Source organism: Terrilactibacillus laevilacticus (assembly GCF_006517395.1).
Lineage (GTDB): Bacteria > Bacillota > Bacilli > Bacillales > Sporolactobacillaceae > Terrilactibacillus > Terrilactibacillus laevilacticus.
On sequence record NZ_VDCY01000009.1, the window covers coordinates 34,050 to 57,508 of the forward strand.

Annotated in this window: 25 protein-coding genes and 2 pseudogenes; 25 read left to right on the forward strand and 2 right to left on the reverse strand. The window is 37.2% G+C overall.

Features of this window, described 5'->3' with window-relative positions; all coding sequences use genetic code 11:
- The first annotated feature begins 112 nt into the window (after positions 1–112).
- A complete protein-coding gene (locus tag FG390_RS10890) occupies positions 113–1,498 on the forward strand; it encodes an ATP-dependent helicase ComFA (RefSeq protein WP_258311648.1) in 1,386 nt (461 codons plus the stop codon).
- A 3-nt stretch (positions 1,499–1,501) separates the two neighbouring features.
- Positions 1,502–2,296, forward strand: coding sequence for a ComF family protein (locus FG390_RS10895; RefSeq protein ID WP_141191068.1), 795 nt, complete (start codon positions 1,502–1,504; stop codon positions 2,294–2,296).
- Between the two features lie 36 nt (positions 2,297–2,332).
- Here the strand turns inward: FG390_RS10895 and FG390_RS10900 are convergent, their stop codons facing one another.
- Entirely contained in the window at positions 2,333–3,115 is a 783-nt protein-coding gene (locus tag FG390_RS10900) for a C39 family peptidase (RefSeq protein ID WP_141191069.1), read from the reverse strand.
- 169 nt (positions 3,116–3,284) lie between these two features.
- Between FG390_RS10900 and FG390_RS10905 the strand changes: the two genes are divergently transcribed.
- The 10 genes and pseudogenes from FG390_RS10905 to FG390_RS10950 all read left to right on the forward strand — a co-directional run.
- Positions 3,285–3,686 (forward strand): TIGR03826 family flagellar region protein, encoded by a 402-nt coding sequence (locus FG390_RS10905; RefSeq protein WP_141191070.1) that lies wholly within the window; start codon positions 3,285–3,287, stop codon positions 3,684–3,686.
- Positions 3,687–4,083: 397 nt separating this feature from the next.
- Positions 4,084–4,368, forward strand: a complete 285-nt coding sequence (gene flgM / locus FG390_RS10910; RefSeq protein ID WP_181406470.1) for a flagellar biosynthesis anti-sigma factor FlgM — start codon at positions 4,084–4,086, stop codon at positions 4,366–4,368.
- Between the two features lie 35 nt (positions 4,369–4,403).
- Positions 4,404–4,898: a flagellar protein FlgN gene (locus FG390_RS10915; RefSeq protein ID WP_181406471.1), complete on the forward strand. Its 495-nt coding sequence runs from the start codon at positions 4,404–4,406 to the stop codon at positions 4,896–4,898.
- Positions 4,899–4,912: 14 nt separating this feature from the next.
- Positions 4,913–6,382 carry a flagellar hook-associated protein FlgK gene (gene flgK, locus FG390_RS10920; RefSeq protein ID WP_141191073.1) on the forward strand — a complete coding sequence of 490 codons (1,470 nt, stop codon included), beginning with the start codon at positions 4,913–4,915 and terminating at the stop codon, positions 6,380–6,382.
- A gap of 6 nt (positions 6,383–6,388) precedes the next feature.
- A complete protein-coding gene (flgL, locus tag FG390_RS10925; protein WP_141191074.1) occupies positions 6,389–7,282 on the forward strand; it encodes a flagellar hook-associated protein FlgL in 894 nt (297 codons plus the stop codon).
- 144 nt (positions 7,283–7,426) lie between these two features.
- The gene (locus FG390_RS10930) at positions 7,427–8,002 is read left to right on the forward strand and encodes a DUF6470 family protein (protein ID WP_141191075.1); all 576 of its coding nucleotides are present in this window, start codon (positions 7,427–7,429) and stop codon (positions 8,000–8,002) included.
- A 6-nt stretch (positions 8,003–8,008) separates the two neighbouring features.
- Complete coding sequence (gene fliW / locus FG390_RS10935; protein WP_141191076.1) at positions 8,009–8,446, forward strand: flagellar assembly protein FliW; 438 nt, start codon at positions 8,009–8,011, stop codon at positions 8,444–8,446.
- Positions 8,446–8,679 (forward strand): carbon storage regulator CsrA, encoded by a 234-nt coding sequence (csrA, locus tag FG390_RS10940; RefSeq protein WP_141191077.1) that lies wholly within the window; start codon positions 8,446–8,448, stop codon positions 8,677–8,679. The genes fliW and csrA overlap by 1 nt, the downstream gene beginning before the upstream one ends.
- 120 nt (positions 8,680–8,799) lie before the next feature.
- Positions 8,800–9,972 carry a flagellin N-terminal helical domain-containing protein gene (locus FG390_RS10945; RefSeq protein ID WP_141191078.1) on the forward strand — a complete coding sequence of 391 codons (1,173 nt, stop codon included), beginning with the start codon at positions 8,800–8,802 and terminating at the stop codon, positions 9,970–9,972.
- A gap of 346 nt (positions 9,973–10,318) precedes the next feature.
- A pseudogene (locus tag FG390_RS10950) lies at positions 10,319–10,435 on the forward strand (flagellin); the annotation flags it as partial.
- Here FG390_RS10950 and FG390_RS15810 read toward each other — a convergent pair.
- Positions 10,418–10,591, reverse strand: coding sequence for a hypothetical protein (locus FG390_RS15810; protein WP_181406472.1), 174 nt, complete (start codon positions 10,589–10,591; stop codon positions 10,418–10,420). The pseudogene FG390_RS10950 and the gene FG390_RS15810 overlap by 18 nt on opposite strands.
- Before the next feature lie 741 nt (positions 10,592–11,332).
- Between FG390_RS15810 and FG390_RS10955 the strand changes: the two are divergent.
- The 13 genes and pseudogenes from FG390_RS10955 (at position 11,333) to prfB (ending at position 23,333) form a co-directional block, all read left to right on the forward strand.
- Positions 11,333–11,721, forward strand: a pseudogene (locus FG390_RS10955) (JAB domain-containing protein).
- A gap of 14 nt (positions 11,722–11,735) precedes the next feature.
- Complete coding sequence (locus tag FG390_RS15815; RefSeq protein WP_181406473.1) at positions 11,736–11,879, forward strand: hypothetical protein; 144 nt, start codon at positions 11,736–11,738, stop codon at positions 11,877–11,879.
- Positions 11,880–11,940: 61 nt separating this feature from the next.
- Positions 11,941–12,357: a hypothetical protein gene (locus FG390_RS10960; RefSeq protein WP_141191079.1), complete on the forward strand. Its 417-nt coding sequence runs from the start codon at positions 11,941–11,943 to the stop codon at positions 12,355–12,357.
- A gap of 381 nt (positions 12,358–12,738) precedes the next feature.
- A complete protein-coding gene (locus tag FG390_RS10965; RefSeq protein WP_141191080.1) occupies positions 12,739–13,947 on the forward strand; it encodes an ATP-binding protein in 1,209 nt (402 codons plus the stop codon).
- A gap of 40 nt (positions 13,948–13,987) precedes the next feature.
- On the forward strand, positions 13,988–14,827 hold the full coding sequence (locus tag FG390_RS10970; protein ID WP_258311649.1) for a PD-(D/E)XK nuclease domain-containing protein: 840 nt from the start codon (positions 13,988–13,990) through the stop codon (positions 14,825–14,827).
- A 320-nt stretch (positions 14,828–15,147) separates the two neighbouring features.
- Positions 15,148–15,501, forward strand: coding sequence for a flagellar protein FlaG (locus tag FG390_RS10975; RefSeq protein WP_141191081.1), 354 nt, complete (start codon positions 15,148–15,150; stop codon positions 15,499–15,501).
- Positions 15,502–15,536: 35 nt separating this feature from the next.
- Positions 15,537–17,411 carry a flagellar filament capping protein FliD gene (gene fliD / locus FG390_RS10980; RefSeq protein WP_141191082.1) on the forward strand — a complete coding sequence of 625 codons (1,875 nt, stop codon included), beginning with the start codon at positions 15,537–15,539 and terminating at the stop codon, positions 17,409–17,411.
- A gap of 20 nt (positions 17,412–17,431) precedes the next feature.
- Entirely contained in the window at positions 17,432–17,833 is a 402-nt protein-coding gene (gene fliS / locus FG390_RS10985) for a flagellar export chaperone FliS (protein ID WP_141191083.1), read from the forward strand.
- Positions 17,833–18,180, forward strand: a complete 348-nt coding sequence (gene fliT / locus FG390_RS10990) for a flagellar protein FliT (protein ID WP_141191084.1) — start codon at positions 17,833–17,835, stop codon at positions 18,178–18,180. The genes fliS and fliT overlap by 1 nt, the downstream gene beginning before the upstream one ends.
- Positions 18,181–18,187: 7 nt before the next feature.
- Positions 18,188–18,565, forward strand: coding sequence for a DUF8042 domain-containing protein (locus FG390_RS10995; RefSeq protein WP_141191085.1), 378 nt, complete (start codon positions 18,188–18,190; stop codon positions 18,563–18,565).
- A gap of 229 nt (positions 18,566–18,794) precedes the next feature.
- On the forward strand, positions 18,795–19,355 hold the full coding sequence (hpf, locus tag FG390_RS11000; RefSeq protein WP_141191086.1) for a ribosome hibernation-promoting factor, HPF/YfiA family: 561 nt from the start codon (positions 18,795–18,797) through the stop codon (positions 19,353–19,355).
- Positions 19,356–19,705: 350 nt separating this feature from the next.
- A complete protein-coding gene (secA, locus tag FG390_RS11005) occupies positions 19,706–22,225 on the forward strand; it encodes a preprotein translocase subunit SecA (protein WP_141191087.1) in 2,520 nt (839 codons plus the stop codon).
- A gap of 9 nt (positions 22,226–22,234) precedes the next feature.
- Positions 22,235–23,333, forward strand: a protein-coding gene (prfB, locus tag FG390_RS11010) for a peptide chain release factor 2 (RefSeq protein ID WP_141191088.1) whose coding sequence is annotated in 2 segments (ribosomal slippage) — positions 22,235–22,297 and positions 22,299–23,333 — 1,098 coding nt in all. Because the reading frame shifts where the segments join, the coding sequence is not laid out codon by codon here.
- Positions 23,334–23,459 lie beyond the last annotated feature (126 nt).

Sequence of the window (23,459 nt, forward strand, 5' to 3'; positions counted from 1 at the left end):
CAAGGAGCCACTTGTATCGAATCCCCCTTTTTATTTATTTCCCTTATTTCCTCAATCACTTATCACATTATCTCTTTATCGACGATTCTTCTAAGAAAGGTGGCTTTTATGATTGACAAATGAGATTCAAAACCTATTGTATGGTAAAAAATTATTGTTAGATGAAATGCCTTTTTCAATTCAGGAACTAGATCGGCTATGTCAAAATGGCTTAATAGAAATGGCACAAGGCATTGTTCAAAGTGAGATAAAAAGACCATGGGGAAAACAGACAATCCATCGATGTCGGCGGTGCGGTAATACGGATCAGAGACTTTTTCATTCCTATCGATGTGAAAAATGTCATCAAGATTGCACGTATTGCCGTAAATGCTTCAACATGGGTGTTGTTAAATCATGTTCAAAACTGGTCACTTGGGTAGGACCACCTCCTAAGTTTCTAGAGTATAAGATGCCTATTTGTGAATGGACAGGACACCTTTCCCCCAGACAAGCTCAGGCGTCAGAGGGACTAACTAAAGCGCTCATGAGTTATGAAGATTACTTAATATGGGCTGTTTGCGGGGCAGGGAAAACAGAGCTTTTATTTCCTGCGATTGAAAAACTTCTCCAAGATGGTAGAATTATGGCCATAGCCACTCCAAGAACCGATGTTGTTCGCGAGCTTTATCCAAGATTAAACAAAGCTTTTCCTCGAGTTAGAATGAGTGCTCACTATTCAGGAAGCCAAGATACTCAAGACTCCTCCTCACTTGTGCTGACAACCACACACCAGCTTCTACGTTTTTATCGTTATTTTGACCACATCATCATTGATGAAATCGATGCTTTCCCGTTTCATCACGATGCCATGCTGCACTATGCGGTTCATCAGGCTTGCCGATTAAAAAGCTCCAGAGCCTACTTGTCTGCTACCCCGCCAGATGATTTAAAAACCCCCTTTCTAAAGAATCGATTACAAGGAACTAGAATTCCCATTAGGTTTCATGGTCACCCCTTGCCTGTCCCAAAATGCATTTGGATTGGGAATTGGAAAAGAGGGCTAAAAAAATCCCGGCTACCATCCTCGTTTCTGAAATGGCTCATTAAAACCTCACAATTAAACTGCCCCATTTTTATTTTTGTTCCGTCAGTTACCATTCTCAAAAATCTATTCCATGCCTTAAAAGAACAAGTTGATTTATCGATGGATCATGTACATGCGGAGGATCCAAATCGGCACGAGAAAATTACCTGTTTTCGGCAAGGTAAGACGCAGGCCCTAGTCACAACGACGATCCTAGAAAGAGGAGTCACCGTGTCTCGAAGCCGGGTGGCCATATTTGGCTCAGAGGATGCCATTTTTGATGAGGCGGCGCTTGTTCAAATGGCAGGAAGAGCCGGGCGATCGCTTGAAGATCCAAAGGGGGAAGTGGTCTTTTTTCATTATGGAAAAACACTTGAAATGATGAAGGCGATCAACCATATTAAGTCGATGAATAGAGAAGGAGGGTTCTGAACAATGAGTTTATGCTTATGGTGCCAATCGATTTATGCCCATCCACTGGATTTTCGCCATTTATTTTCTGTTTCTAACCAAGTCGGATATTGTCCACAATGCTTAGTTAAGCTTGAACAAATTCCGGCCCATCAATCATGTCGCCTTTGCGGACGAGATTTAACAAAACTGGATGCCATTTATATTAAAGACGGGACGTGTTTGGATTGTAAAAAGTGGGAGGAAGGTCCTTCACATGGTTTGCTCGAAAAAAACTATGCCCTTTATAGTTACAATGATTTTATGAAAGAAATCATGTCTGCATTTAAGTTTAGAGGAGACGTCTTATTAGCAGAAGGTTTTAAGCCGATCGTTCAAATGTTGTATAAACGAGTGATCAAAGAATCATCCTTAACGTGGTTTGAAAAAGCCAGATACTTATTTTTTTATCAGATGGGTTGGCAGTTTAAAGAATATCCTTATGTCATCGTTCCATTACCTCTCAGTCAAAAACGCCTAAAAGAACGAGGGTACAATCAGTCCGTCGTATTAGCCGAACTTCTTCAACAGCGGATCATCCCAGCCATACGACGAAGTGAGGATGGGGGAAAACAAAGTAAGAAAGGACGAGCGGAACGATTGAATACCATTCAAAATCCATTTCGTTTGGATAGCGATTATACGGATGCCATTTATGGTCAATGTGTTTTATTAATCGATGATATTTACACGACAGGAACAACGCTTCGACTAGCTGCGGCAGCACTCAAAGTAGCTAAACCTAAGCATGTCATCTCCTTAACCCTTTGTCATGGATAAAAAACAGAGCAATTCTTGTTTGCTCTGTTTGAAAATTTATTTTTGATAACTAATGGCTTGACGACCCATTTGTTCCCAGGCTTTGATAAACGCCTCTCGATTGGCAGATGCATTCTTTTTCCCTAAAGGATTATTAAAATAAATGTTCTCGTCATCAAAACCCGTGACTAAGACGGCGTGTTCATGAAAAGATATTTTCACTTTACCTGATGAGGTATCCCATGTCGTGAATGAACTATTTGGTAATGGTTTAAATGAGGCATTCGTAATAACCACCACAGGTATTTTTTTTCGTAATTGATCGAGAACAGACTCAAAAGATTGACCAGTTAGGTCGATAATACCATTAGAAAGGTATCGGTTTCCAAGATTAGCGAGTGGTTTATGATAGACACCGTAGCCGGGTTGATTCATTCGGTACATATCACCAACGAAACCATCGTTCGGATTTCCATACAGTCCGTTGCTTTGATATGGAACTTTTTTGATTTGGGATGCTAGTGTCATCTTGTCAGCTTTAATGCCAGCGTATTGAAGCATCATAGCAAGAGATGTGACTTCACAACCACGTGGCAAATCAGGTTTTTGCTGGATTTGAGGCGCATTAAGCTTTATTTCATTAACGGTTAATTTACTCACTTCCGTGGAAGCGACATCCGATATCGTCGTCACAGTCGCTTTCAACTTATTATTTATAATGGAAAAAACGGAAGATTCGTGATCAAATGAATCCGTCATATATAAACGAAAGGCATATATAGCAAAAAGTAAATCAAAAATAAGAAATAGGGGTAGCCAATATTTCCGAAGAACTCTCAATGATGAAAAGCTCCTTTCTTACACAAAAATGAAACTTAGGACAACCTCATTTTCCTAGGTCGTCTATCAGATGTCAATAAAATAGAAAAAGCTGACACATGATTGACATGATTTATAAAATTTAGGTCTATTTTCTTAAATTCACATTAATAAAGAGGAGAGAACAGAAATGGCTGAATTATCAAATTGTAACTATTGCGGGAAATTGTTTGTTAGAACAACAACAAATGTGTGCCCATCATGTCGAAGGGAACATGAACAATTATTTGATTTAGTGTATGATTTTATTCGTGATCGAGACAATCGAATGGCCTCCGTTCCAGAAATTCATGAAGCAACAGAAGTAGAAGAAAAATTAATTTACGACTGGATTAGAGAAGGTCGATTAACACCAGCAGAATTCCCAGGTTTGAAATATCCATGTAAGTCATGTGGAACGATGATTCAATCAGGTCAACTATGCTCTAGCTGTCAAAAGAAAATACAGACTGAATTACGAACGTTCACTGAGCAGGAGAAAAAACAACAAGAGGTACTGAAAAACAGCCGGACGTATTATACTAAGAAGTAACCATGTGAACGGTAAGAAAGACTCATATAAGAGGTTGTTCAAAAAGTCACCAAATGATAAGGTACGAATCCTCGGCGCCCGCTTGTTTTTCCGGTCCTCATGTAGTAAAAATCTACATTCCGGTCCTCAAAACAGCGCCGCCTTGATCTTCTTGCTTCTAATTTGTCACCTTTTTGAACACGAATTAAAAGAAAACAGCTGAGTTTGCCATGATAAATAGTTATAATGGCTTATAGAAAAAGATTAAACATCGTTAGGGTATTGTCCGATACTATAGATAGACAGTGAAGTTAACGATAACGTGTTCATATTGCTAAGTACTTGAAAATAACAGATGAAGGTCTATATAGAAAATCAAAAAGAAGGTTAACTATTTAAAGGATTCATTAAGGACGAGGTGAAAAAATTGAAAATCAATGGGTACCATTCGAATCCCATTAATCCTTATCAACATTATTCGCAAACAACAAAAAGACTTGCACAAACAAAGCAATCATCGCAAGTGAAAAGTGATCAAGTGAATATTTCTGATGAAGCGAAGAAGTTGCAAGGGATCAAACGATTAGAAACAGAACGGATGACTAAAGTTAATACGATTAAAGAAAAAATCGAAAACGGAACGTATTCTATTAATACAGATGAAGTGGCTAAAAAAATGCTTTCTTATTGGAATAGTAAATAAGAATGGGTCTTTTTAATGAGGAGGTGGGTCCGAACATGAAGACGAAAGAAGTCAAAGTGGTCATTGAATCCTTAATTGATGCACACGATCAGTTATACGCTTTAGCTGTTAAAAAACTTGAAGCAATAAAAATAGGAGATCATCATGCGGTAAATGAACTGGTTATTCAGGAAAAACCATTGATTAAATCTTTAGCACGGTTAGAAAGTCAGCGAGAACAGTTGATCAAACAATCGGCTTTAGAGCTTAATATGGGGGAGCGGGTCTCATTTAGTGAGTGGATTACCTTAGTATCGATGAATGAAGAGGATAAAGCCATGTGGGATGCGCTGCATCTAAGACTTGCTGAGAGTGTCTTTAATTTAAAACAAGCCAATGATTTAAATCAAGAGATGCTAAGGCAGTCGTTACAGTGGATCCAATTGAATTTAAATTTACTGCAGAAAAAGCCAAAGTACTCAAACTACAACAAACCCAGCAGGCGGTCGGCTTATCAACCAACCCTATCTCGTATTGATTCTAGAGCATAACTAGGAGGCAACACATGATTTCGAGTTTTGCAAGTTTAGACATGATGCGCAGGGCACTATCCGCTCAGCAGCTCGCCATATCTACAACCGGAAATAATATATCGAATGCCAATACAGAAGGCTACTCACGCCAGCGTGTCAATTTAACCGAATCGAATGCATTTCCATCGCCTGGAGCCAATGCACCGCATATTCCTGGCCAAATTGGGACAGGTGTTGATGCAACGACCGTTCAGCGCATTCGAGATAGCTTTGCGGACGATCAATATCGAGCGCAAGCCAACAGTAACGGCTACTGGAGTGCCAAAAGCGATTCATTAAGCCAAATGGAAGACGTCGTGAATGAGCCAAGTGACACAGGGCTCTCAACCGTGTTAAATAACTTTTGGAATTCATTACAAGACTTGGCCTCAAATCCAGGTAATGATGGACCAAAATCCGTTGTTCTTCAAAACGGAAAAACAGTAGCGGATACATTTAACTATTTATCCCATTCGTTAACCGATATTCAAGGTAATTTAAAAGAACAAATTGATGTCTCAACAGATACGATTAATTCGATTGCCAGTCAAATTAATGATATCAACAGAGAAATTGGTAAGCTTGAACCAAATGGGCTCGTCGCGAATGATTTATACGATCAACGAGATAATTTAGTTGATCAACTATCACAATTAGTCAATGTAAAAGTGACGAGAGTAGAAAGTGGAGGAAATGCCTCTCCAGTGGCAGAAGGAAAATATACAATTGAGATAACGGATAAAAGTGGACAAGGCTTTACTCCACCAGCGACATTGGTTGATGGTAGTCATTTGACATTTAACGAGATGTCCACGACATATGGAGGAACTGCCGCAAATCCAACGGTCACCGTTTCGCTTAACGGACAAACACTTCCCGGAGATCAAATGAACGGAAAACTCCAAGGATTGATTGATAGTTATTCAAAAGACTATCCGGAGATGTTAACGAATTTAGACCAGATGGCGAAAACGTTCGGTGATGCGTTTAATGCTGTTTATAAAGGTTGTGCAGGTTATGATGCGTCAGTTGGCAATTTCTTCAGTGATACGTCATCCGCAGAGAACTTCAAAGTGAATGATAAGTTAACAAAAGCGAACATATCAGCGGGTGCCGTCGGTGGAGCAGCTGATGATAACTCTATTGCTCAAAAGCTATCTGATGTCCTTAAAACAGATAAACATGATTTTGAAGGCAACGGTCAAGAAACAACGCTGACTAGTTACCTGCAAGGAATTATCGGTGATATGGGCGTCGATGCCCAACAAGCAAACCGTATGACGAACAATACCGCTTCACTTATGCAAACGGCTAGCAACAACCGTCAATCAGTCAGTGGTGTCTCGATCGATGAAGAAATGGTCAATTTAATTCAGTATCAACATTCTTATAGTGCCGCTGCCCGTGTGATGACGACACTGGATGAAATGCTTGATACCTTGATCAATAGAATGGGAGTGTAATAGAGGATGAGAATTACACAGGGTATGTTAAGTGGTAATATCTTAACTCAGCTCAGCAAAGGCTATGGAAAAATTGCTGACTACCAGCAGCAACTCGCTAGTGGAAAGAAAATCACACGTCCTTCCCAAGATCCTGTTGTCGCAGCGCTCGGAATTGGGTATCGGGCGGACACTTCCGCCGTTGATCAATATCAACGGAATGTGACGGATGGCTATAAGTGGCTGGATAGTTCGGATAGTGCATTGTCTCAAACGGATGACGTTCTTAATCGTATCAGGGAGTTAACCGTTCAAGCAAGTAATGATACCAATACTACAGATGATCGTAATAGTATTAAACAAGAAATTGACCAAATGAAACAGCAGCTTGTCACAATTGGGAATTCGCAAATTGGAGAGCGTTATATTTTTAACGGAAACAATTCAAGTGTGGCCCCTATAACGGTAGATTCGTCAGGAAAGGTAACTGTTAATAATGGAACGAACAATGCGCCAGTCAATATTGATGTTAACCACGGCGTTAAAATTCAGATTAATGTTGATCCACAGAGCGTTTTTAATCAGAAGCTATTCGATGACATTGATGATTTAGAAAGTGCTCTAACAGATGGTCATACGTCAGGCGATCAGATAGGTGATTTTCTAGCAAAGATCGATGATCATCTTAATCATGTAGCTGGTACGCAAGCAGACCTAGGAGCAAAGATGAATCGTATGGATTTAATCCAGAATCGTTTGGCCGTTCAAAAAGAAGACGCTGAAAAGATCATGTCGTCAAATGAAGATGCTGACTTCGAATCGACAGTCATCAATTTAACAACTCAGCAATCAGTTTATAATGCCGCTCTTTCTGTAGGAGCCAAAATGATGCAACCGACCCTTGTTGAGTTTATAAAATAATTACATAGAGAAGTTAAGGTCCCATTCTTATGGGGCTTTTTTATAAGATAGGGTAAGTTAGGAATTAGTGGAAATTTAAGAAAAGGTCAATAACATAAAGACAAATATCACCTAAGTTCCTAATACAAGAGGAGTGAAAAAGTTATGGCAAGTATTCCTCATATAGAGATGCATCAAGTTTACGGACGGATAGGTATTCGGCGACATGATGCAACTTTGCAAATAGAGCAAAAACAAGCTGTACAATTGATTCAGCAACCTAAAGCTGATATGAACATTCAGCGGGAACCAGCACGGGTACTGATAGATCAGACGGAGGCTTGGCATAATCTTGATTTGAAATCTGCTCGTGTAAGAATAGCAGAAGCAGCTCAAGCTGGACGTCAAGCAATCTTTGAAGGAATAGCAAGACGAGCTGCTGAAGGTGATGAATTAATGCATATTGAACGAGGCGGGAATCCCATCGCTGAACAAGCGATACGACATGGAATGAAGGACCATCACTTTGACACGGGACATATTCCACCCTCTGAAGCAGTCAAAATAAGCGGTGACGCAGGTAAATTAACAATAGATTGGAAAACTCATGCTCCGAAAATTGATGTTGAGCTCAATCCGCCGAAAATCACATCAGAACCAGGATCGGTGCAAATCTTCATGGAGCAATACCCGTCACTTTCATTTGAAGCCAAAGGCTTATACGTTGATGAGAAAGGATAAAAAACAATGAATATAGAAACGAAATATTTTGGTAAACAAGCGATTCATGAAAACGAAATTATATCATTTCCTCAAGGCATTCCAGGATTTTTAGAAGAAAAAGCTTTCATTATTCAACCCTTTGGCGAAGCCTTTTTTATTTTGCAATCAATAAAAGATCCTCAAGTGGCTTTTGTCGTAACGTCCCCCTTTATTTACTTTAAAGACTACGAAGTTGATCTACCAGATCCATTAATTGAACAACTAGAAATAAATGATGCAAAAGAAGTTGGTGTTTTTGTTATTGTTCATATTCATGACCCATTTAAAGATTCCACAGTTAATTTAAAAGCTCCCATTATTATTAATCAAAGAAAACAAATTGGTAAACAGTATATTATCAACGATACAACATACAAAACAAGACAACGCTTGACACCTCTAAAAACGGAGGGGATAAAATAATGCTTGTTCTCACGAGAAAACTTGGAGAAGCAATAAAAATAGGAGATCATATAGAAATTAAGATTGTTGCTATCGACGGAGATCAAATCAAACTCGGCATTGAAGCTCCGAAAGATGTGGATATTTATCGAAAAGAAGTATTTGATGCGATACTTGAAGAAAATAATCTAGCAGCTCAAACAACTGTCCCAAATGATCTCATAAAAATGATAAAAACGATAAAAAAAGACTAAACATCATGAAATCCTTGACGATATATAAAACGTAGCAAGCAACAGGGACGGCCGCCCTATTGCTTATACAATAAAAGCACAAGGATGTGCGATCAAAAAACTCAAGGAGGAAACAAAACAATGATTATCAATCATAATATTGCGGCATTGAACACTTATCGTCAGTTGAATAGCGCTTCAAATGCACAAAGTAAATCAATGGAGAAATTATCTTCAGGTATGCGTATTAACAAAGCTGGAGATGATGCGGCAGGTCTAGCAATCTCTGAAAAAATGCGTGGGCAGATTCGTGGATTAGACCAAGCTGGGCGTAATGCACAAGATTCAATTTCTATGATACAAACTGCTGAAGGAGCATTAAACGAAACTCATGACATACTTCAACGTATGCGTGAATTGGCTGTCCAAGCAGGTAATGATACTAATACAACATCTGACCGTGGAGAGATTCAAAAAGAAATTAACCAGTTAACAAGTGAAGTTAACCGAATTGGTAATACAACTGAATTTAATGGTCAAAAACTTTTAAATGCAACAGCGGGCACAGTAACTGCAGGAGCAGCTGGAACTGCTGCAACAGCTGGTAACTACACATTAAATATTGATGCTCAGTTTGCTGCTAACGATACTATTACAGTTGATGGAGTTGCCTTTACTGCAAAATCTTCAGGAGCCACAGGTAACGAATTTAATATCGGTACAGATGCAAATGCTCAAGCAACTAACTTAGCAACAGCATTATCGGCAAACGCAACGCTGAGTGCTAAATATACATTTGCTGCAAGTGGTTCTAACATTACCGTTGTACAAAAGGCTGGAAGCGAATCTTCAACAGCGCCAACTCTTGCGGACTCTTCAGGTACAGTAAATACTTCTGTAGGAACGAACACAGCTGGAGCAGCTGCAGTTGCAGCAACTGCAGCAAAATCATCATTCAGCTCTCAAATTGGTGCTAATGAAAACCAAACTATGACTCTTGATTTTACTGATATGCGTGCGGCAGCACTTGGAATTACTGGAACTGGAGCTAATTTCACTGGAAGTGCAACTGTAACAGATGGTACAAACAACACAGCTAACGAAAATGCATTGGATGTATCTACATCTGCAAAAGCAGGTAACGCTGTTACTGCAATTCAAAGTGCAATTGATAAAGTATCTGCTGAACGTTCAAAACTAGGTGCAAACCAAAACCGATTAGAACACACAATCAACAACTTAGGAACATCTTCTGAAAACCTAACTGCTGCGGAATCTCGTATCCGTGACGTAGATTATGCTTTAGCTGCTTAAAAGCAGTGACAAGCGCAGTCGTCCTAGCTGGTAACGGCTAGAGATTATAATCGGGTGAATTGCTGGAAAACCCTTAGAGTTTTTCTTACCACAACGTAGTTGGAAACGACAGGCGTGACGGTTTAAAAAAAGAAAAGATTTGGGCAATCAGCAGCCAAGCTCCTGTCTCGAAAGAGTGGAGAAGGTTCAACGACTAGGATAGACCATCTACGGCGAAAGTTATGATGATGAAATCCATAGGTGAAACAATGTATCATCAGCATTGTGAATCCGAAGTGCCCGGCCCCTACTAGAAAATTATGAGGGTGAAGATATAGTCTGGTCATTTATGAAAGTAAATGTTCGCACGATGGCGAAAGAAATGATGAACCAAACTAAGAACTCTATTCTTTCTCAAGCAGCACAAGCAATGTTGGCTCAATCTAATCAAATGCCTCAAGGAGTATTACAACTCTTGAGATAATTGATGAGAAGGGCGTCCAGTTTGGTAACGAACTGGAGGATAACTGGGTGAATTGCTGGAACTTCCTAAAGCTTCATCAACCACAATGTAACTGGAAACGGTCAGCGTGATGGTTTGAAAATGATGAAGATGAAACAATGGATAATCAGCAGCCAAGCTCCTGTGAGGAAACTTTGGAGAAGGTCCAACGACTAGAGAACACGGTCTAAAGCAAAAGCAATGACTATGAATCTCGTAGGGCAGCAAGTGCTGTTCGAAGTGCCCAGCTCCATGAAAAACATGGATGAAGATATAGTCTATTCTGTGACCGAAAGGCATAGTGGCAAAGCAAGCCAACCAACAACCACAAGGAGTTCTTCAACTTCTTCGTTAATTTTAATTTGTAGAAGAGTTGGCAATTATGCCAACTCTTTTTTAACTAATTAAAATTCTTTACGTATTGGTTTTGGCTTTTGATATTTAATAAAACCAACTTTTGTAGCTTTTTTCTTAGGCTTACTCGTTTTAAAACCATCTAAAATTGCTCGTATAATCCTCATTTAAGAACCTCCTCTCTAAATTTTCTAGTTTAATTGTAAATGATGTTGAATTAATTTTCACATGCGCATAATGATAGTCAGCTTAGTACTTAAGCTATTTCATATTGTATAAGATTATATTCTACGGATATTCGTACATTTTCTTAAGAATGCTTCGTTCTTTTGTAAAATCGAAGTAAATGAAAGAATAAGCATATATCATAATATTGAACATACATGTACATGATGTTCATCAAATTAGGGCTTCTCTTTTCGGAGAGAAGTCCTTTTTCTATTTGGAGGAGGAATCGTAATCCTGAAAAATCAATCTACAAAACGTGTAAACATTGTTAGCCTAAAGCTAGTGAAGGAATCGAGCATGCTTTACAAGAATCGTTGAGTACGAAGCCCAGAAGATGGATACCAATTGTTGAAGCAGTTCTTAGTAGATGTGGATAGGGAATATTTGTCGTTGTTTGTTTGAACACAAAGAATTAGCCAACAGCCAATAACATCTGTCACATTGGAAGCCTAAAAGCAAGCATTGTACATCCAAGGGAGTGCTTTAAGCCACCCATTTTGAGTAATGCCGCATCAATCCTTGTAGGTCATAACCATCCCAGCGGCAAAAGCGCTGAAAGTAAGGAAGATGTGGAGGTGACTAAAAGATTAGTTGAAGCAGGTAGAATCATTGGCATTGACGTTCTTGACCATATCTTGCTGGGCGATGGGGAGTACGTTTCGTTCAAGGAAAAAGGCTACATTTGAGAGGGGAAGATAAGATGATGTATTTGGACTGGTTTGCAGAAACAATGAAAAAGACGTTTAATATTGAAGTTAAAAAAGAAGATGTAGGCTATGAAGCATATGATTTCTATCATGAAGAATTTAAAGTGGACTTATTTAATAGGATAGGTCCGTTTTGATTTGCTTATATGCAGGTTGTTTGATATTGTTAAACCTGTACAAAAGCATGGAGGGATCGCAATGAATGATAAAAAGATTTTATTACGTATACCAAATAATTTATATGAAAAAATTATATCAATAAGTAAGGAACAGAAAGTATCTTTTAACACATTTGTTCTTTCTGCATTAGTTGATACTTTGCCGAAGGACGAAAAATACTTTTATAGTAGACCCTTGCGATTAATAGACAAAATAAAAAGGGCATGTGAACAAGGAGAATTAAAACAACCATTTTCACATAAAGACTTTAGAAAGTGGGTTAATGAAAAACACATCATTAATGACTCCACTGGAGAACCGTATGCGGATAATTCAGTTAACTCATTATTGAGTAATTCATCTTTAGAAAATAAAGGGATGAATAAAAATATGAACGAAAAAATTCTCTATAGAAAAAAAATAGAGAATGTTAATTATTATTGGTTTGATAGTTAACTTTTAGTTTATTTAACTTTTGGACAGAAAAAACTCATTAAATTCTTGATATAACTCGTGATGTTAGTATCATTGGAATGAACGAAAGCGGAAAATATTTAAGGAAAAACACATTGAAAAGGCTTGGGAGCATTTGAAAACAAATGGGTTATTAAATTGATAAAATAAATTGTAACCTCATTCTATATAAAGAGTGGGGTTTTTTGTTGTTAATTCTAAAGGAATTTATAAATAATGAAGATATGGATTGAAAAAAATCATCAACAAGTAGTTTAAAGGTGAAAAAGGTGTGAAAAGGTATGTGAAGGTATGTTTTAGGTTTATATTTAGGGGTATTTAGGTTAAAATATAAATATTAAGGTATATAAGGAGGGGAAGACTTTGGTAAAACTCCGTTCAAATGAAGTTTTTAAACCGGGTACATTTCCAAGATATACGTATGTTTATAGGAAGTCATCGGATTTTGGTTTTACATATGAATTACGCTTACAGCAGGCTCTCAATACTCCCGGATATTTAACATCTATAATAGGTCCATCAAAAACAGGTAAAACCGTTTTATGTGAGAAAGTTATTGGTATTAATAATGCAGTTTCTTTAACAGGTAGTGATTTAAAACATGGATTGGATTTTTGGGAAATCATTGCTAAAAAAGTTGGCCTGTCGATTAAAGGTGAATACTCAGAAATGATTAAGGTAATAGGAAATGATTATACTCCAGAAGATAGATCAGTAATTAATAGAGAAGAATATGTATCAAGCAAGGATAAGATCATTCAATACTTTAAAGAAAATAATCTAGTTTTAGTTTTGGATGATTTTCATTATGCTCCAGAAGAATTACAGTTAGACATTGCTTATCAATTAAAAGATGCTATTAGAAGGGAGTTTAAAGCCGTAGTTATAGCACTCCCTCATAGAGCTGATGATGCGATAAGAAAAAATCCGGATTTGAGTGGCAGATTAAATTTAATAAATATAGAACCGTGGAAAGAAAGTGAATTAAAGGAAATAGCAATTATTGGTTTTGAAAAACTAGGAGTCCAAATACGTAATGATTTTCCTTCAAAGATGGCAATGGAAAGTCTTACCTCTCCACAATTAATGCAATCAATCTGTTTAAATTTATCTCTTATTTTAAATATTGATGAGAATGAAAATATAAAGGAATTAAAAGATCAGGAAATATTAGAAGAAAGTTATCGTTTCACAACTATAAATCTACCGTATAAAGAAGTTGTTAAAAAATTAGAAGCAGGTCCATATACACGGGGACAAAAAAGAAAAAGATACGAGTTGGCAAATACAAATGGAGAGAAAGCAGATATTTATAGTCTTTTACTAAAAGCAATAGCTCAAGATCCTCCAATTATAAGTATTTCTTTAGAGGAAATAAAAGAAAGAGTAGATCAATTAACACTAATGTCACAGGAACGAATAGATAGAAAGAAAATTAGAGATGCTCTTCAAAAAATACATGATATTATGGTATCAAGTGAATCTATTTACCAAGTTTTTGAATGGAAGGATAATCAAATCTATATTCTTGATCCATTATTTTTATTTTATTTAAGATGGAGAGCTAATTAATATTAATTGATATCTCAATAGAGTGGAAAGGGCCGTGTATATGTCTATAACGAACCTAAATAAATCCCCTAAATTAGCCATACAGGAAATAAATAAAAAAATTGATGACTTAGAAAAGGTTATGAAGCTATACGAGCTGAATAAAGGGAATCTAAGTTTATTTGAGGATTGGAAAAGTGATGTAAAAAATACATTGGACCAAATGTTTTCTGAAAAATCAATAAGCAAAGATTTTTTAAATGAGACAATTGTGTTTGTCAATAAATTTTCTGAAACAGACACGACTAATAAAGTCAACAATGCCTATAAAAAAGCAATAGTCTTTTTGGAGAATCTAAAATCTAATATTGAGTCAGGAATTTATCTTTCAGAAATAGATGATTCTATAGATAGATCAGTGGCTATTATCATTATTAGGAGAATTTTGCTAAACTTTTATATGCATATAAAGGCGATGTATCAGAATGATGTTCACGGAAACGGTAAGATTAAAAAAGATGATTTAGACAAAATTAGAATCGGGAACGAATATGATGTTCAGCGAATATTGTATTCTTTAATCAAGCCAATATTTCCATATGCAAGATTAGAGGTATTCGATGATGCTGGTTATAATTCGGTAAGGTACGATATTATATTAGATGAATATGGGATAGTAATCGAGGTTAAGTGTACAAGACCAAGTATGACTGAACATAAAATAACAGAAGAATTAGGTGCAGATTCATTTCACTATAAGGCCGACCACCTTTTCTTATTTATCTTTGATAAAGAGAAAGTAATTAAAGATCCTAAAGTTTTTGAAAAAGCATTTAATCGAAAAAAGAACGACTTTGGTAAAGAACTAGAAACAATCGTAATTCAAGAAGTTACTTTTTAAGTGTGCCCAAAAATAAAATTGTATGTAAGGAGCCTAAATTGTATGATAGGCTCTTTTTAAATTTGTTTTTTTATGCCTCACTTTGTAGTAATTCAAGCCGTTGTTTAACTATTCATAATTTAACTATAAAGCTCTATACGTCCCTGTCATTAAATACCGAATCAATCAACAAACCAATGGAAATTTATCTTTAGGTCTTCGTATTGAAATCAGTAACCATAATAGTTTTTAAAACTCTTTTCAATATCATTCTAAACAATCTTATTCATCATCCGATATAAATATTAGATAATTTTTGACTCTAAGGGGGTCCCAAATATATGGACGTGAATCTCAATCAGTTGAGGGACGCGTCACCAACACTACAGCAGGGCATGGACAACACGATTGATAAGGTGACGAATGAGAAAACTCTTAATCAATCAATAAAACAAGAGAAAACAAGTTTTAACAAAAAAGATCTAACAAGACTTGTAGATGAAGCAAATAGTTTGCTTAATCCTCAGTTTACAGAGATTCGTTATGTTTTACATGAAAAATTGAATGAATACTATGTTAAGGTAGAAGATTCGGAGACACATCAGGTCATTCGTGAGATTCCGTCAAAAAAGTTTCTAGATATGTATGCTTCAATAGCAGAGAAGCTTGGGTTAATAGTGAATAATCGTGTTTAATTAGGATAGATAGATGAAATAAGAGGTGTAAAACGATGGTAGATAGCTCAAGTATTTCAGGAGGCATGTTTACGAGCAGTACCATGCGTATTGGTGGCCTTGCGAGTGGAATGGACATCGATGGTATGGTTAATAAAATAATGACGGCTCAATCTATTCCTCTTGATAAGATGAAACAGAAACTGCAATATTTAGAGTGGCAGCGTGACGATTATCGCAGTATGAATACGTTGCTTAATGATTTGAAAACGACTAATTTTAATATGAAATTGCAGGGGACCTTTTTAACAAAAAAAACAGCGTCGACTGACGATAGTAAAGTTACAGCAACAGCAAGTTCGTCAGCTGGGAATACTACGTACACACTAAAAAATGTAAAATTAGCGACATCTGCATATAATAAGAGTGATGGATCTATAGTATCAGATAATACCTTTGATCCAACTAAAAGTATTTGGAGTCAACAAGGTAAGTTAGCAAATACGACCGGACTTTGGTCAACTGGTACTGTTAATAATGAATCAATGAGTGTTTCCTCTGATGGAATAAGTTTTAATTTAGCTCATGGTGGAATAACATCAATAAATTCGACCATAGACGTTAATACAAGTGGTGTTAACCAATCTTATACTGTTTTTACAGATGAATCTTCATTTAACAATTCAACAGATGCAAACAAAGTTCTGGTTAATCAAGAAACAGGACAACTTACATTTAATCAGACGATTAAAAAAGGATCAAATATAACCGTTCCGAATTACAACTATAATTATATAAACTTTAATATTACAACTTATGATGATAATGGCAATCAAATTAATCCAGACCCAGATTCACCATTCAATTTTGATGCAAATACATCTTTAAATACAATACTCTCAAAAATATCGTCTTCAAATGTAGGGGTTAATGCTTTTTATGATTCAACAACCAAACAAGTATCTATAACACGAACTAGCACCGGGGATATGAATCCCATTAGCGGAACTGATACGGATGGTACTGAAATTAAATTTAATGGAAGTAGCTTTTTAACTCAAACCTTAATGTTAAACGAAACAAATGAAAATGGTGGGGTTGATGCTTCATTTAATGTCAATGGATTACAATCTACTCGTCACTCTAACACTTTTACTCTTGGTAACGTTACATTTAATCTTAAAGAAACGATACCAGATACCAACAGTGATGCAGTAACAATAACAGTAAATAATGATACAGACGCTGTTTATGATCAAATAAAATCTTTTGTAGACAAATACAATGACACCATTAAAAAAATTAATGATAAAATTGGTGAGACAAAGTATAGAGATTATCCACCACTTACAGACGCTCAAAAAGACCAAATGAAAGATTCTGAGATAACCGCTTGGACAGATAAAGCGAAAAGCGGCACATTAAGTAATGATAGTCTTTTATCAGGGGTATTAAATCAAATGCGTATTGATTTATACAGTAGTGTGAGCAGTGTCAGTGATTCAGATCATAATCAGTTAGCAACAATAGGAATAACAACGAGCCCAAATTATTTGGATAACGGAAAGCTCGAACTTGATGAAACAAAATTAAAACAAGCTCTTGCCGAGAATCCAGATGCAGTCATGCAGTTGTTTACAAATACAGGAACAGAAGATGATTATGCATCGCAAGGTATTGCCAAACGGCTAGATACCTCGATCAATGACGTATTTAAACAAATTCAACAAAAGGCAGGATCGGTAGGTAGTACAAATGCTTCCTTTTTGATGGGACAGAGCTTCGACGATCTAAATGAACAAATCTCTGCCATGACGGACCGCTTAACGGATATTGAAAATCGCTACTATAAACAGTTTTCCGCCATGGAACAAGCCATCCAAAATGCGAACCAACAGTCTATGAGTCTAACTAATTTGCTAGGACAATAAGCAAGAAAGGAAATGTAATCATGTCAATAAATCCGTACCAAAAATACCAACAAAACTCTGTGATGACGGCATCGCCTGGCGAACTGACCTTAATGCTTTATGAAGGTTGCTTAAAATTTATTAAGCAGGGTAGAGAGGCAATTAAGAATCAAGATATATCAACTCAGAATACAGTTATACAAAAAGCACAAGCGATTATTAATGAATTGATAGTAACCCTTGATCGTAAGCAACCAATCTCAAATGAAATGCTTCCATTGTATGACTACATAAATCGCCGGTTAATTGAAGCTAATATAAAAAATGATCCAACGATTTTAGACGAGGCAGAAGAACTTGTCATGAATTTCCGTGATGCTTGGCGAGAAGTCATCAAAACTACACGTAAAAACCAACCTCAAAAACAAACAGGACTTGCTTAATGGATGCTGTTGAAGTTATTTACGATAAAACACTTGCACTCCAAAAATCAATCTCTGAATATCAAAAAGAGGCTCGAGATGAAACGATAGAGCAAATTCAATCTCTCTTAGCTGAACGGGGAGAATGGATGAAGAAACTACCAGTATCTTATTCTGCAGAACAAAAAGCTCTAGGTAAAAAAATCGTTGAATTGAACCAAGTGATTAATCCTGGGTTAAGGTCTATTCGTGATGATATAAGAAACGATCTTATAATGCTCAAAAGGAAGCGAAAAACATCCCATCGTTACCGAAATCCTTATCAAGGTCCACCAGTGGATGGGATGTTTTTAGATAAGAAGGAGTAAGTTTTACATGATAATGACCGAAGAATCTATCACTTTTTTTCGTGATTATTTAGGTTTATTAGATACGTTAGAAGAGGCGTTTGATTATATCTTATCCAAAGAGATGATGGAGCAGCCCGATGCGATGGTTAAGATGCTTCCGAATATTATCTCTGGATGGGATCAAATTAATAAATCACACCGGTTTATTCTTGAAAACTATGGTCAAAGCGAAGCTATATTAAAATGCGTTGATCACTACTATCGTATGGTCTCGAAATATGAACGAGATGTTCTGGTAGAATTGAATATCTTTTCAACAGAGCTGCTAACGAAAATGAGTCAGGCATTCTCAAAATGGAGAAAGGAAGCTGACTCTACGTTTATTTCATTTGTTGCACAATAAATGAAAAGTCTTCTATAGAGAAGGCTTTTTATTTTATAAAGCAAATCTATGAAAGCGTTCACAATATTACAATGAAGTGTTATAATACAGATATAATCAAAAGCCTAACAGTTTCAATTAATTTAGGTGTTTGATTACATAGTTAGAATATTTAATTTTTTTATTGGTTTTAGGAAGGATATTTACAATGTTTAACGAATATTGTAGTAACCGAAAGGAGGAGTTACAAATGAATTTTAACATTCGTGGTGAAAATATCGAGGTAACATCCGCTCTCAAGGATTATGCAGAGAAAAAGATTAGCAAGTTAGACAGATATTTTGACTCCCCACCTGTTTCTGAAGTCAGAGTGAATATGCGTGTACACAATAATGATCAAGTCATTGAAGTGACCATTCCGATGCAGGGATTACTGCTTCGAGCAGAGGAATCTAACCCAGACATGTATGCCGCTATTGATTCGGTTGTATCAAAACTTGAACGACAAACGAAAAAATATAAAACGAAGGTCAATCGCAAAAGTAGACAAACGAGCAAAGAGGCTCAGATAAATGCCTTTAATTCTATGGCTGCTACATCTGTTGCGGTTAAAGAAGAAGAGAAGGATTCTGCTTTTGAGGTTGTACGTAATAAACGGTTTAATTTAAAACCAATGGATGCCGAAGAAGCCATTTTACAAATGAACATGCTTGGTCACAACTTCTTTGTCTTTACCAATGCGGAGACAAATGAAACGAGCGTTGTCTATAAACGAAAAGATGGAAAATATGGTTTAATTGACACAGAATGATCTAATTGAATATATAGGAATAACCACCTGATTAGTTTCAGGTGGTTATTTTGATGTGCCATAAATGAAACACCGGGCACGAACACTGTCTTTGTTTATATTTTATTTTGTAATAGCATGGTGTTACACGGATATGTAACAGTTTTTTTATAAAAGAGCACATATATAAGAATCAAAAGTTGTCCACATTAGGTCGTTGCGATATAATGATATAATGTTACACTAGTATTATGAGATATTTTTATTTGCAAATTTAGATGTAACACACAGAAACACCTAATCAGTCTACAGAAATATATTGTCATTGAAAAATGTTTAATTTTATATGCAAAGAATGAGGTGTATTAAGCATGTTAGGATTGCTTAAAAAAGTTTTAGGCGACACTGGTCTAAAAAAATTAAATAAAATCGAGAAAATTGCTCATCAAATAGATGCTTTAGCTGATGACACGAAGAAATTGAGTGATGATGAATTAAAGCAAAAAACGGAAGAATTTAAAAGTCGATTGGAAGCGGGCGAGACATTAGGTGACATTCTTGTTGAAGCTTTTGCTGTTGTTCGAGAAGCTTCCACTCGTGTCCTTGGTATGACCCCATTTTTCGTTCAATTAATTGGTGGTATTGCCTTACACAAAGGTAACATTGCTGAGATGAAGACTGGTGAAGGTAAAACGTTAGTCGCAACCATGCCTCTTTATTTAAATGCCCTCGCTGGTCAAGGTGTTCATTTGATCACGGTTAATGATTACTTGGCTTCCACCCATGCTGAACAAATGGGCGCTCTCTTTAATTTCTTAGGATTATCCGTTGGACTTAATGTTCCAGGAATGAATGAAGAAGAAAAACGTGCCGCTTATGCAGCCGACATCACGTATGGAACAAATAGTGAGTTTGGCTTCGACTACTTGCGCGATAATATGGTGCTTTATAAAGAAGAAATGGTGCAACGTCCATTGAACTTTGCCATTATTGATGAAGTTGACTCCATCTTAATTGATGAAGCTAGAACGCCACTCATTATTTCTGGTAATGCTGAAAAATCAACGATGCTCTATACACAAGCGAATCAATTTGCTCGTTTGTTAACTGAGAAAGAAGATTATACGGTTGACTTAAAAACGAAATCGGTTCAATTGACTGAAGAAGGCATGACGAAAGCCGAGAACTTTTTCAAAATTGATAACTTATATGATTACGCTAATGTTCAAATTAACCACCATGTGCACCAAGCGTTAAAAGCGCATGCGATCATGCACTTGGATACAGATTATGTTGTAAAAGATGGCGAGATCGTCATCGTTGACCAATTTACCGGACGTTTGATGTCTGGTCGTCGTTACAGTGAAGGTCTTCACCAAGCGATTGAAGCTAAAGAAGGACTTCAAATTCAACGAGAAAGTAAGACGCTCGCAACCATTACCCTGCAAAACTACTTCAGAATGTATAAAAAATTAGCGGGTATGACTGGTACAGCGAAAACTGAAGAAGAAGAATTCCAAAGCATCTACAACATGGATGTTATTGTGATTCCAACAAATCGTCCAGTTATTCGTGAAGATCGTCCGGATTTAATCTATAAAACCATGAATGGTAAATTTAAAGCCGTTGTGGAAGAAATTGCTCAAGCTTACCACCGTGGTCAACCGGTTCTTGTGGGTACGGTGGCTGTTGAGACTTCTGAACTTATTTCTAAGATGTTAAAACGTAAAGGCATTCCACATAATGTCTTGAATGCGAAAAACCATGCACGTGAAGCTGAAATTGTTGAGAATGCCGGTCAAGTGGGAGCCGTAACGATTGCGACAAACATGGCTGGTCGTGGTACCGATATCAAACTCGGCGAAGGGGTTAAAGAACTTGGCGGATTGTTTATTGTTGGTACAGAACGTCATGAATCTCGCCGTATTGATAATCAGCTTCGAGGTCGTGCCGGTCGTCAAGGTGATCCTGGTGTTTCTCGTTTCTATTTATCGTTGGAAGATGAACTCATGCGTCGTTTCGGTTCAGAGCGTATGGCTGGTATGATGGAAAAACTCGGCATGGCAGATGATCAACCGATTGAAAGTAAATTGGTTAGCCGATCTGTTGAAGCAGCTCAAAAACGTGTTGAAGGAAATAACTTCGATGCCCGTAAACAATTGCTTCAATTTGATGATGTGATGCGTCAGCAACGTGAAATTATTTATAAACAACGGGCGGAAGTATTAGAATCTGAAAATATTCGTCCAGATATCGAAGCGATGATCCAACGTGTTATCGAAGCTCATGTGAATGCTCATACGCCGAATGACCAAGTCCCTGAAGAATGGGATATCCAAGCCATTGTGGATTATATGAATGCCCAGCTCTTTGATGAAGAAACGATATCGATAGAAGATCTTCAAGGCAAAGATCCTGAAGAGATAGTGGAATTCCTTCAAGCAAAAGCAATCGAAAGCTATGATGATAAAGAAGAACGCTTCACACCGGAACGGATGCGCGAGTTCGAACGTGTGATCATGCTGCGTGCTGTTGATACAAAATGGATGGACCACATTGATGCAATGGAACAGCTTCGTGAAGGGATTCACCTTCGTGCGTATGGTCAAATCGATCCATTCCAAGAGTACAATTTCGAAGGCTTTAAAATGTTTGAAGAAATGGTCGCTTCAATCGAAGAAGAAGTGGTCAATTATTTGATGCGTGCAGAAATTGAAGAAGAGCAGCAAATTGAACGTGAAAAAGTGGCTGAAGGCCAAGCGGTGGATCCAAATGCAGATCCAGAGACATCTAAAAAAGTGCTTCCTTTTGTAAGAAAGGATAAAATTGGTCGTAATGACCCATGCCCTTGTGGAAGCGGAAAAAAATATAAAAACTGTCATGGAAAGTAGGCACGGATAATGGAATTAGCTGAAATTAAGCATGAATTAACGGAGATGGAATCTCGTCTCCAAGAATTTAGGGGGTCTCTTTGACCTGGAAAGTAAACAGGCCAGGATCTCTGAATTAGAAGAAAAAATGACCATGCCCGGTTTCTGGGATGATCAAAACAGTGCACAAAAAGTGATAGATGAAACAAATGCATTAAAAGAGAAAGTCGATGCCTTTAAAAAGCTTGAGACGGATTATGAAGATTTAGCCGTTACCTATGAATTGGTTAAAGAAGAAGCCGATGCTGATTTGAAAGCATCACTTGATGATTCAATTGAAGATGTCATCAAAGCTTTTAATAATTATGAAATCACGTTACTGTTAAGTGGTCCACACGACCAAAATAATGCTATCTTAGAACTTCACCCCGGGGCAGGTGGAACAGAGTCACAAGACTGGGCATCCATGCTTCTCCGAATGTATACACGCTGGGCTGAGAGAAAAGGTTTCTCAGTTGAAACATTGGATTACCTGCCTGGTGATGAAGCGGGTGTAAAAAGTGTGACATTAATGATTAAAGGTCATAATGCCTATGGTTACTTGAAGGCTGAAAAAGGGGTTCATCGTCTCGTTCGTATTTCGCCATTTGATTCTTCAGGCCGCCGTCATACATCCTTTGTATCATGTGACGTCTTGCCTGAAATGGATGAAGATGTGGATGTTGAAATTAAACCTGAAGACCTGCGTGTGGATACGTACCGAGCTAGCGGTGCTGGTGGACAACACGTCAATAAAACAGACTCTGCGATTCGGATGACACACATCCCAACAGGTACGGTTGTCACATGTCAAAACCAACGCTCGCAATTGCAAAACCGCGAACAAGCGATGAAAATGATGAAAGCCAAACTCTATCAACTCGAACTCGAAAAACAACAAGCTGAACTTGATGCGATTCGAGGAGAGCAAAAAGAAATTGGCTGGGGCAGTCAAATTCGTTCCTATGTCTTCCACCCATATTCGATGGTAAAAGATCATCGCACGAATGTTGAAGTTGGAAATACGCAAAGTGTCATGGACGGAGATCTAGATGGCTTCATTGATGCATACTTGAGATTAAGTATTTAATAAAATGTGTACCACGATCCTATATCGTGGTGCACATTTTTTATGAAGTTTCTCAAGGCAGCGTTGAGTCGCTGCCTTGAAGTGGTGCAATCCGAGGAAGAAAGTAGCTCAATTCAAGAGGAAGTA

Coding starts and splice junctions, on each gene's coding strand:
- FG390_RS10895 (WP_141191068.1), top strand. CDS start 1,502: ATGAGTTTATGCTTATGGTGCCAATCGATTTATGCCCATCCACTGGAT.
- FG390_RS10905 (WP_141191070.1), top strand. CDS start 3,285: ATGGCTGAATTATCAAATTGTAACTATTGCGGGAAATTGTTTGTTAGA.
- FG390_RS10915 (WP_181406471.1), top strand. CDS start 4,404: ATGAAGACGAAAGAAGTCAAAGTGGTCATTGAATCCTTAATTGATGCA.
- flgK (WP_141191073.1), top strand. CDS start 4,913: ATGATTTCGAGTTTTGCAAGTTTAGACATGATGCGCAGGGCACTATCC.
- flgL (WP_141191074.1), top strand. CDS start 6,389: ATGAGAATTACACAGGGTATGTTAAGTGGTAATATCTTAACTCAGCTC.
- FG390_RS10930 (WP_141191075.1), top strand. CDS start 7,427: ATGGCAAGTATTCCTCATATAGAGATGCATCAAGTTTACGGACGGATA.
- fliW (WP_141191076.1), top strand. CDS start 8,009: ATGAATATAGAAACGAAATATTTTGGTAAACAAGCGATTCATGAAAAC.
- csrA (WP_141191077.1), top strand. CDS start 8,446: ATGCTTGTTCTCACGAGAAAACTTGGAGAAGCAATAAAAATAGGAGAT.
- FG390_RS10945 (WP_141191078.1), top strand. CDS start 8,800: ATGATTATCAATCATAATATTGCGGCATTGAACACTTATCGTCAGTTG.
- FG390_RS15815 (WP_181406473.1), top strand. CDS start 11,736: ATGATGTATTTGGACTGGTTTGCAGAAACAATGAAAAAGACGTTTAAT.
- FG390_RS10960 (WP_141191079.1), top strand. CDS start 11,941: ATGAATGATAAAAAGATTTTATTACGTATACCAAATAATTTATATGAA.
- FG390_RS10970 (WP_258311649.1), top strand. CDS start 13,988: ATGTCTATAACGAACCTAAATAAATCCCCTAAATTAGCCATACAGGAA.
- FG390_RS10975 (WP_141191081.1), top strand. CDS start 15,148: ATGGACGTGAATCTCAATCAGTTGAGGGACGCGTCACCAACACTACAG.
- fliD (WP_141191082.1), top strand. CDS start 15,537: ATGGTAGATAGCTCAAGTATTTCAGGAGGCATGTTTACGAGCAGTACC.
- fliS (WP_141191083.1), top strand. CDS start 17,432: ATGTCAATAAATCCGTACCAAAAATACCAACAAAACTCTGTGATGACG.
- fliT (WP_141191084.1), top strand. CDS start 17,833: ATGGATGCTGTTGAAGTTATTTACGATAAAACACTTGCACTCCAAAAA.
- FG390_RS10995 (WP_141191085.1), top strand. CDS start 18,188: ATGATAATGACCGAAGAATCTATCACTTTTTTTCGTGATTATTTAGGT.
- hpf (WP_141191086.1), top strand. CDS start 18,795: ATGAATTTTAACATTCGTGGTGAAAATATCGAGGTAACATCCGCTCTC.
- secA (WP_141191087.1), top strand. CDS start 19,706: ATGTTAGGATTGCTTAAAAAAGTTTTAGGCGACACTGGTCTAAAAAAA.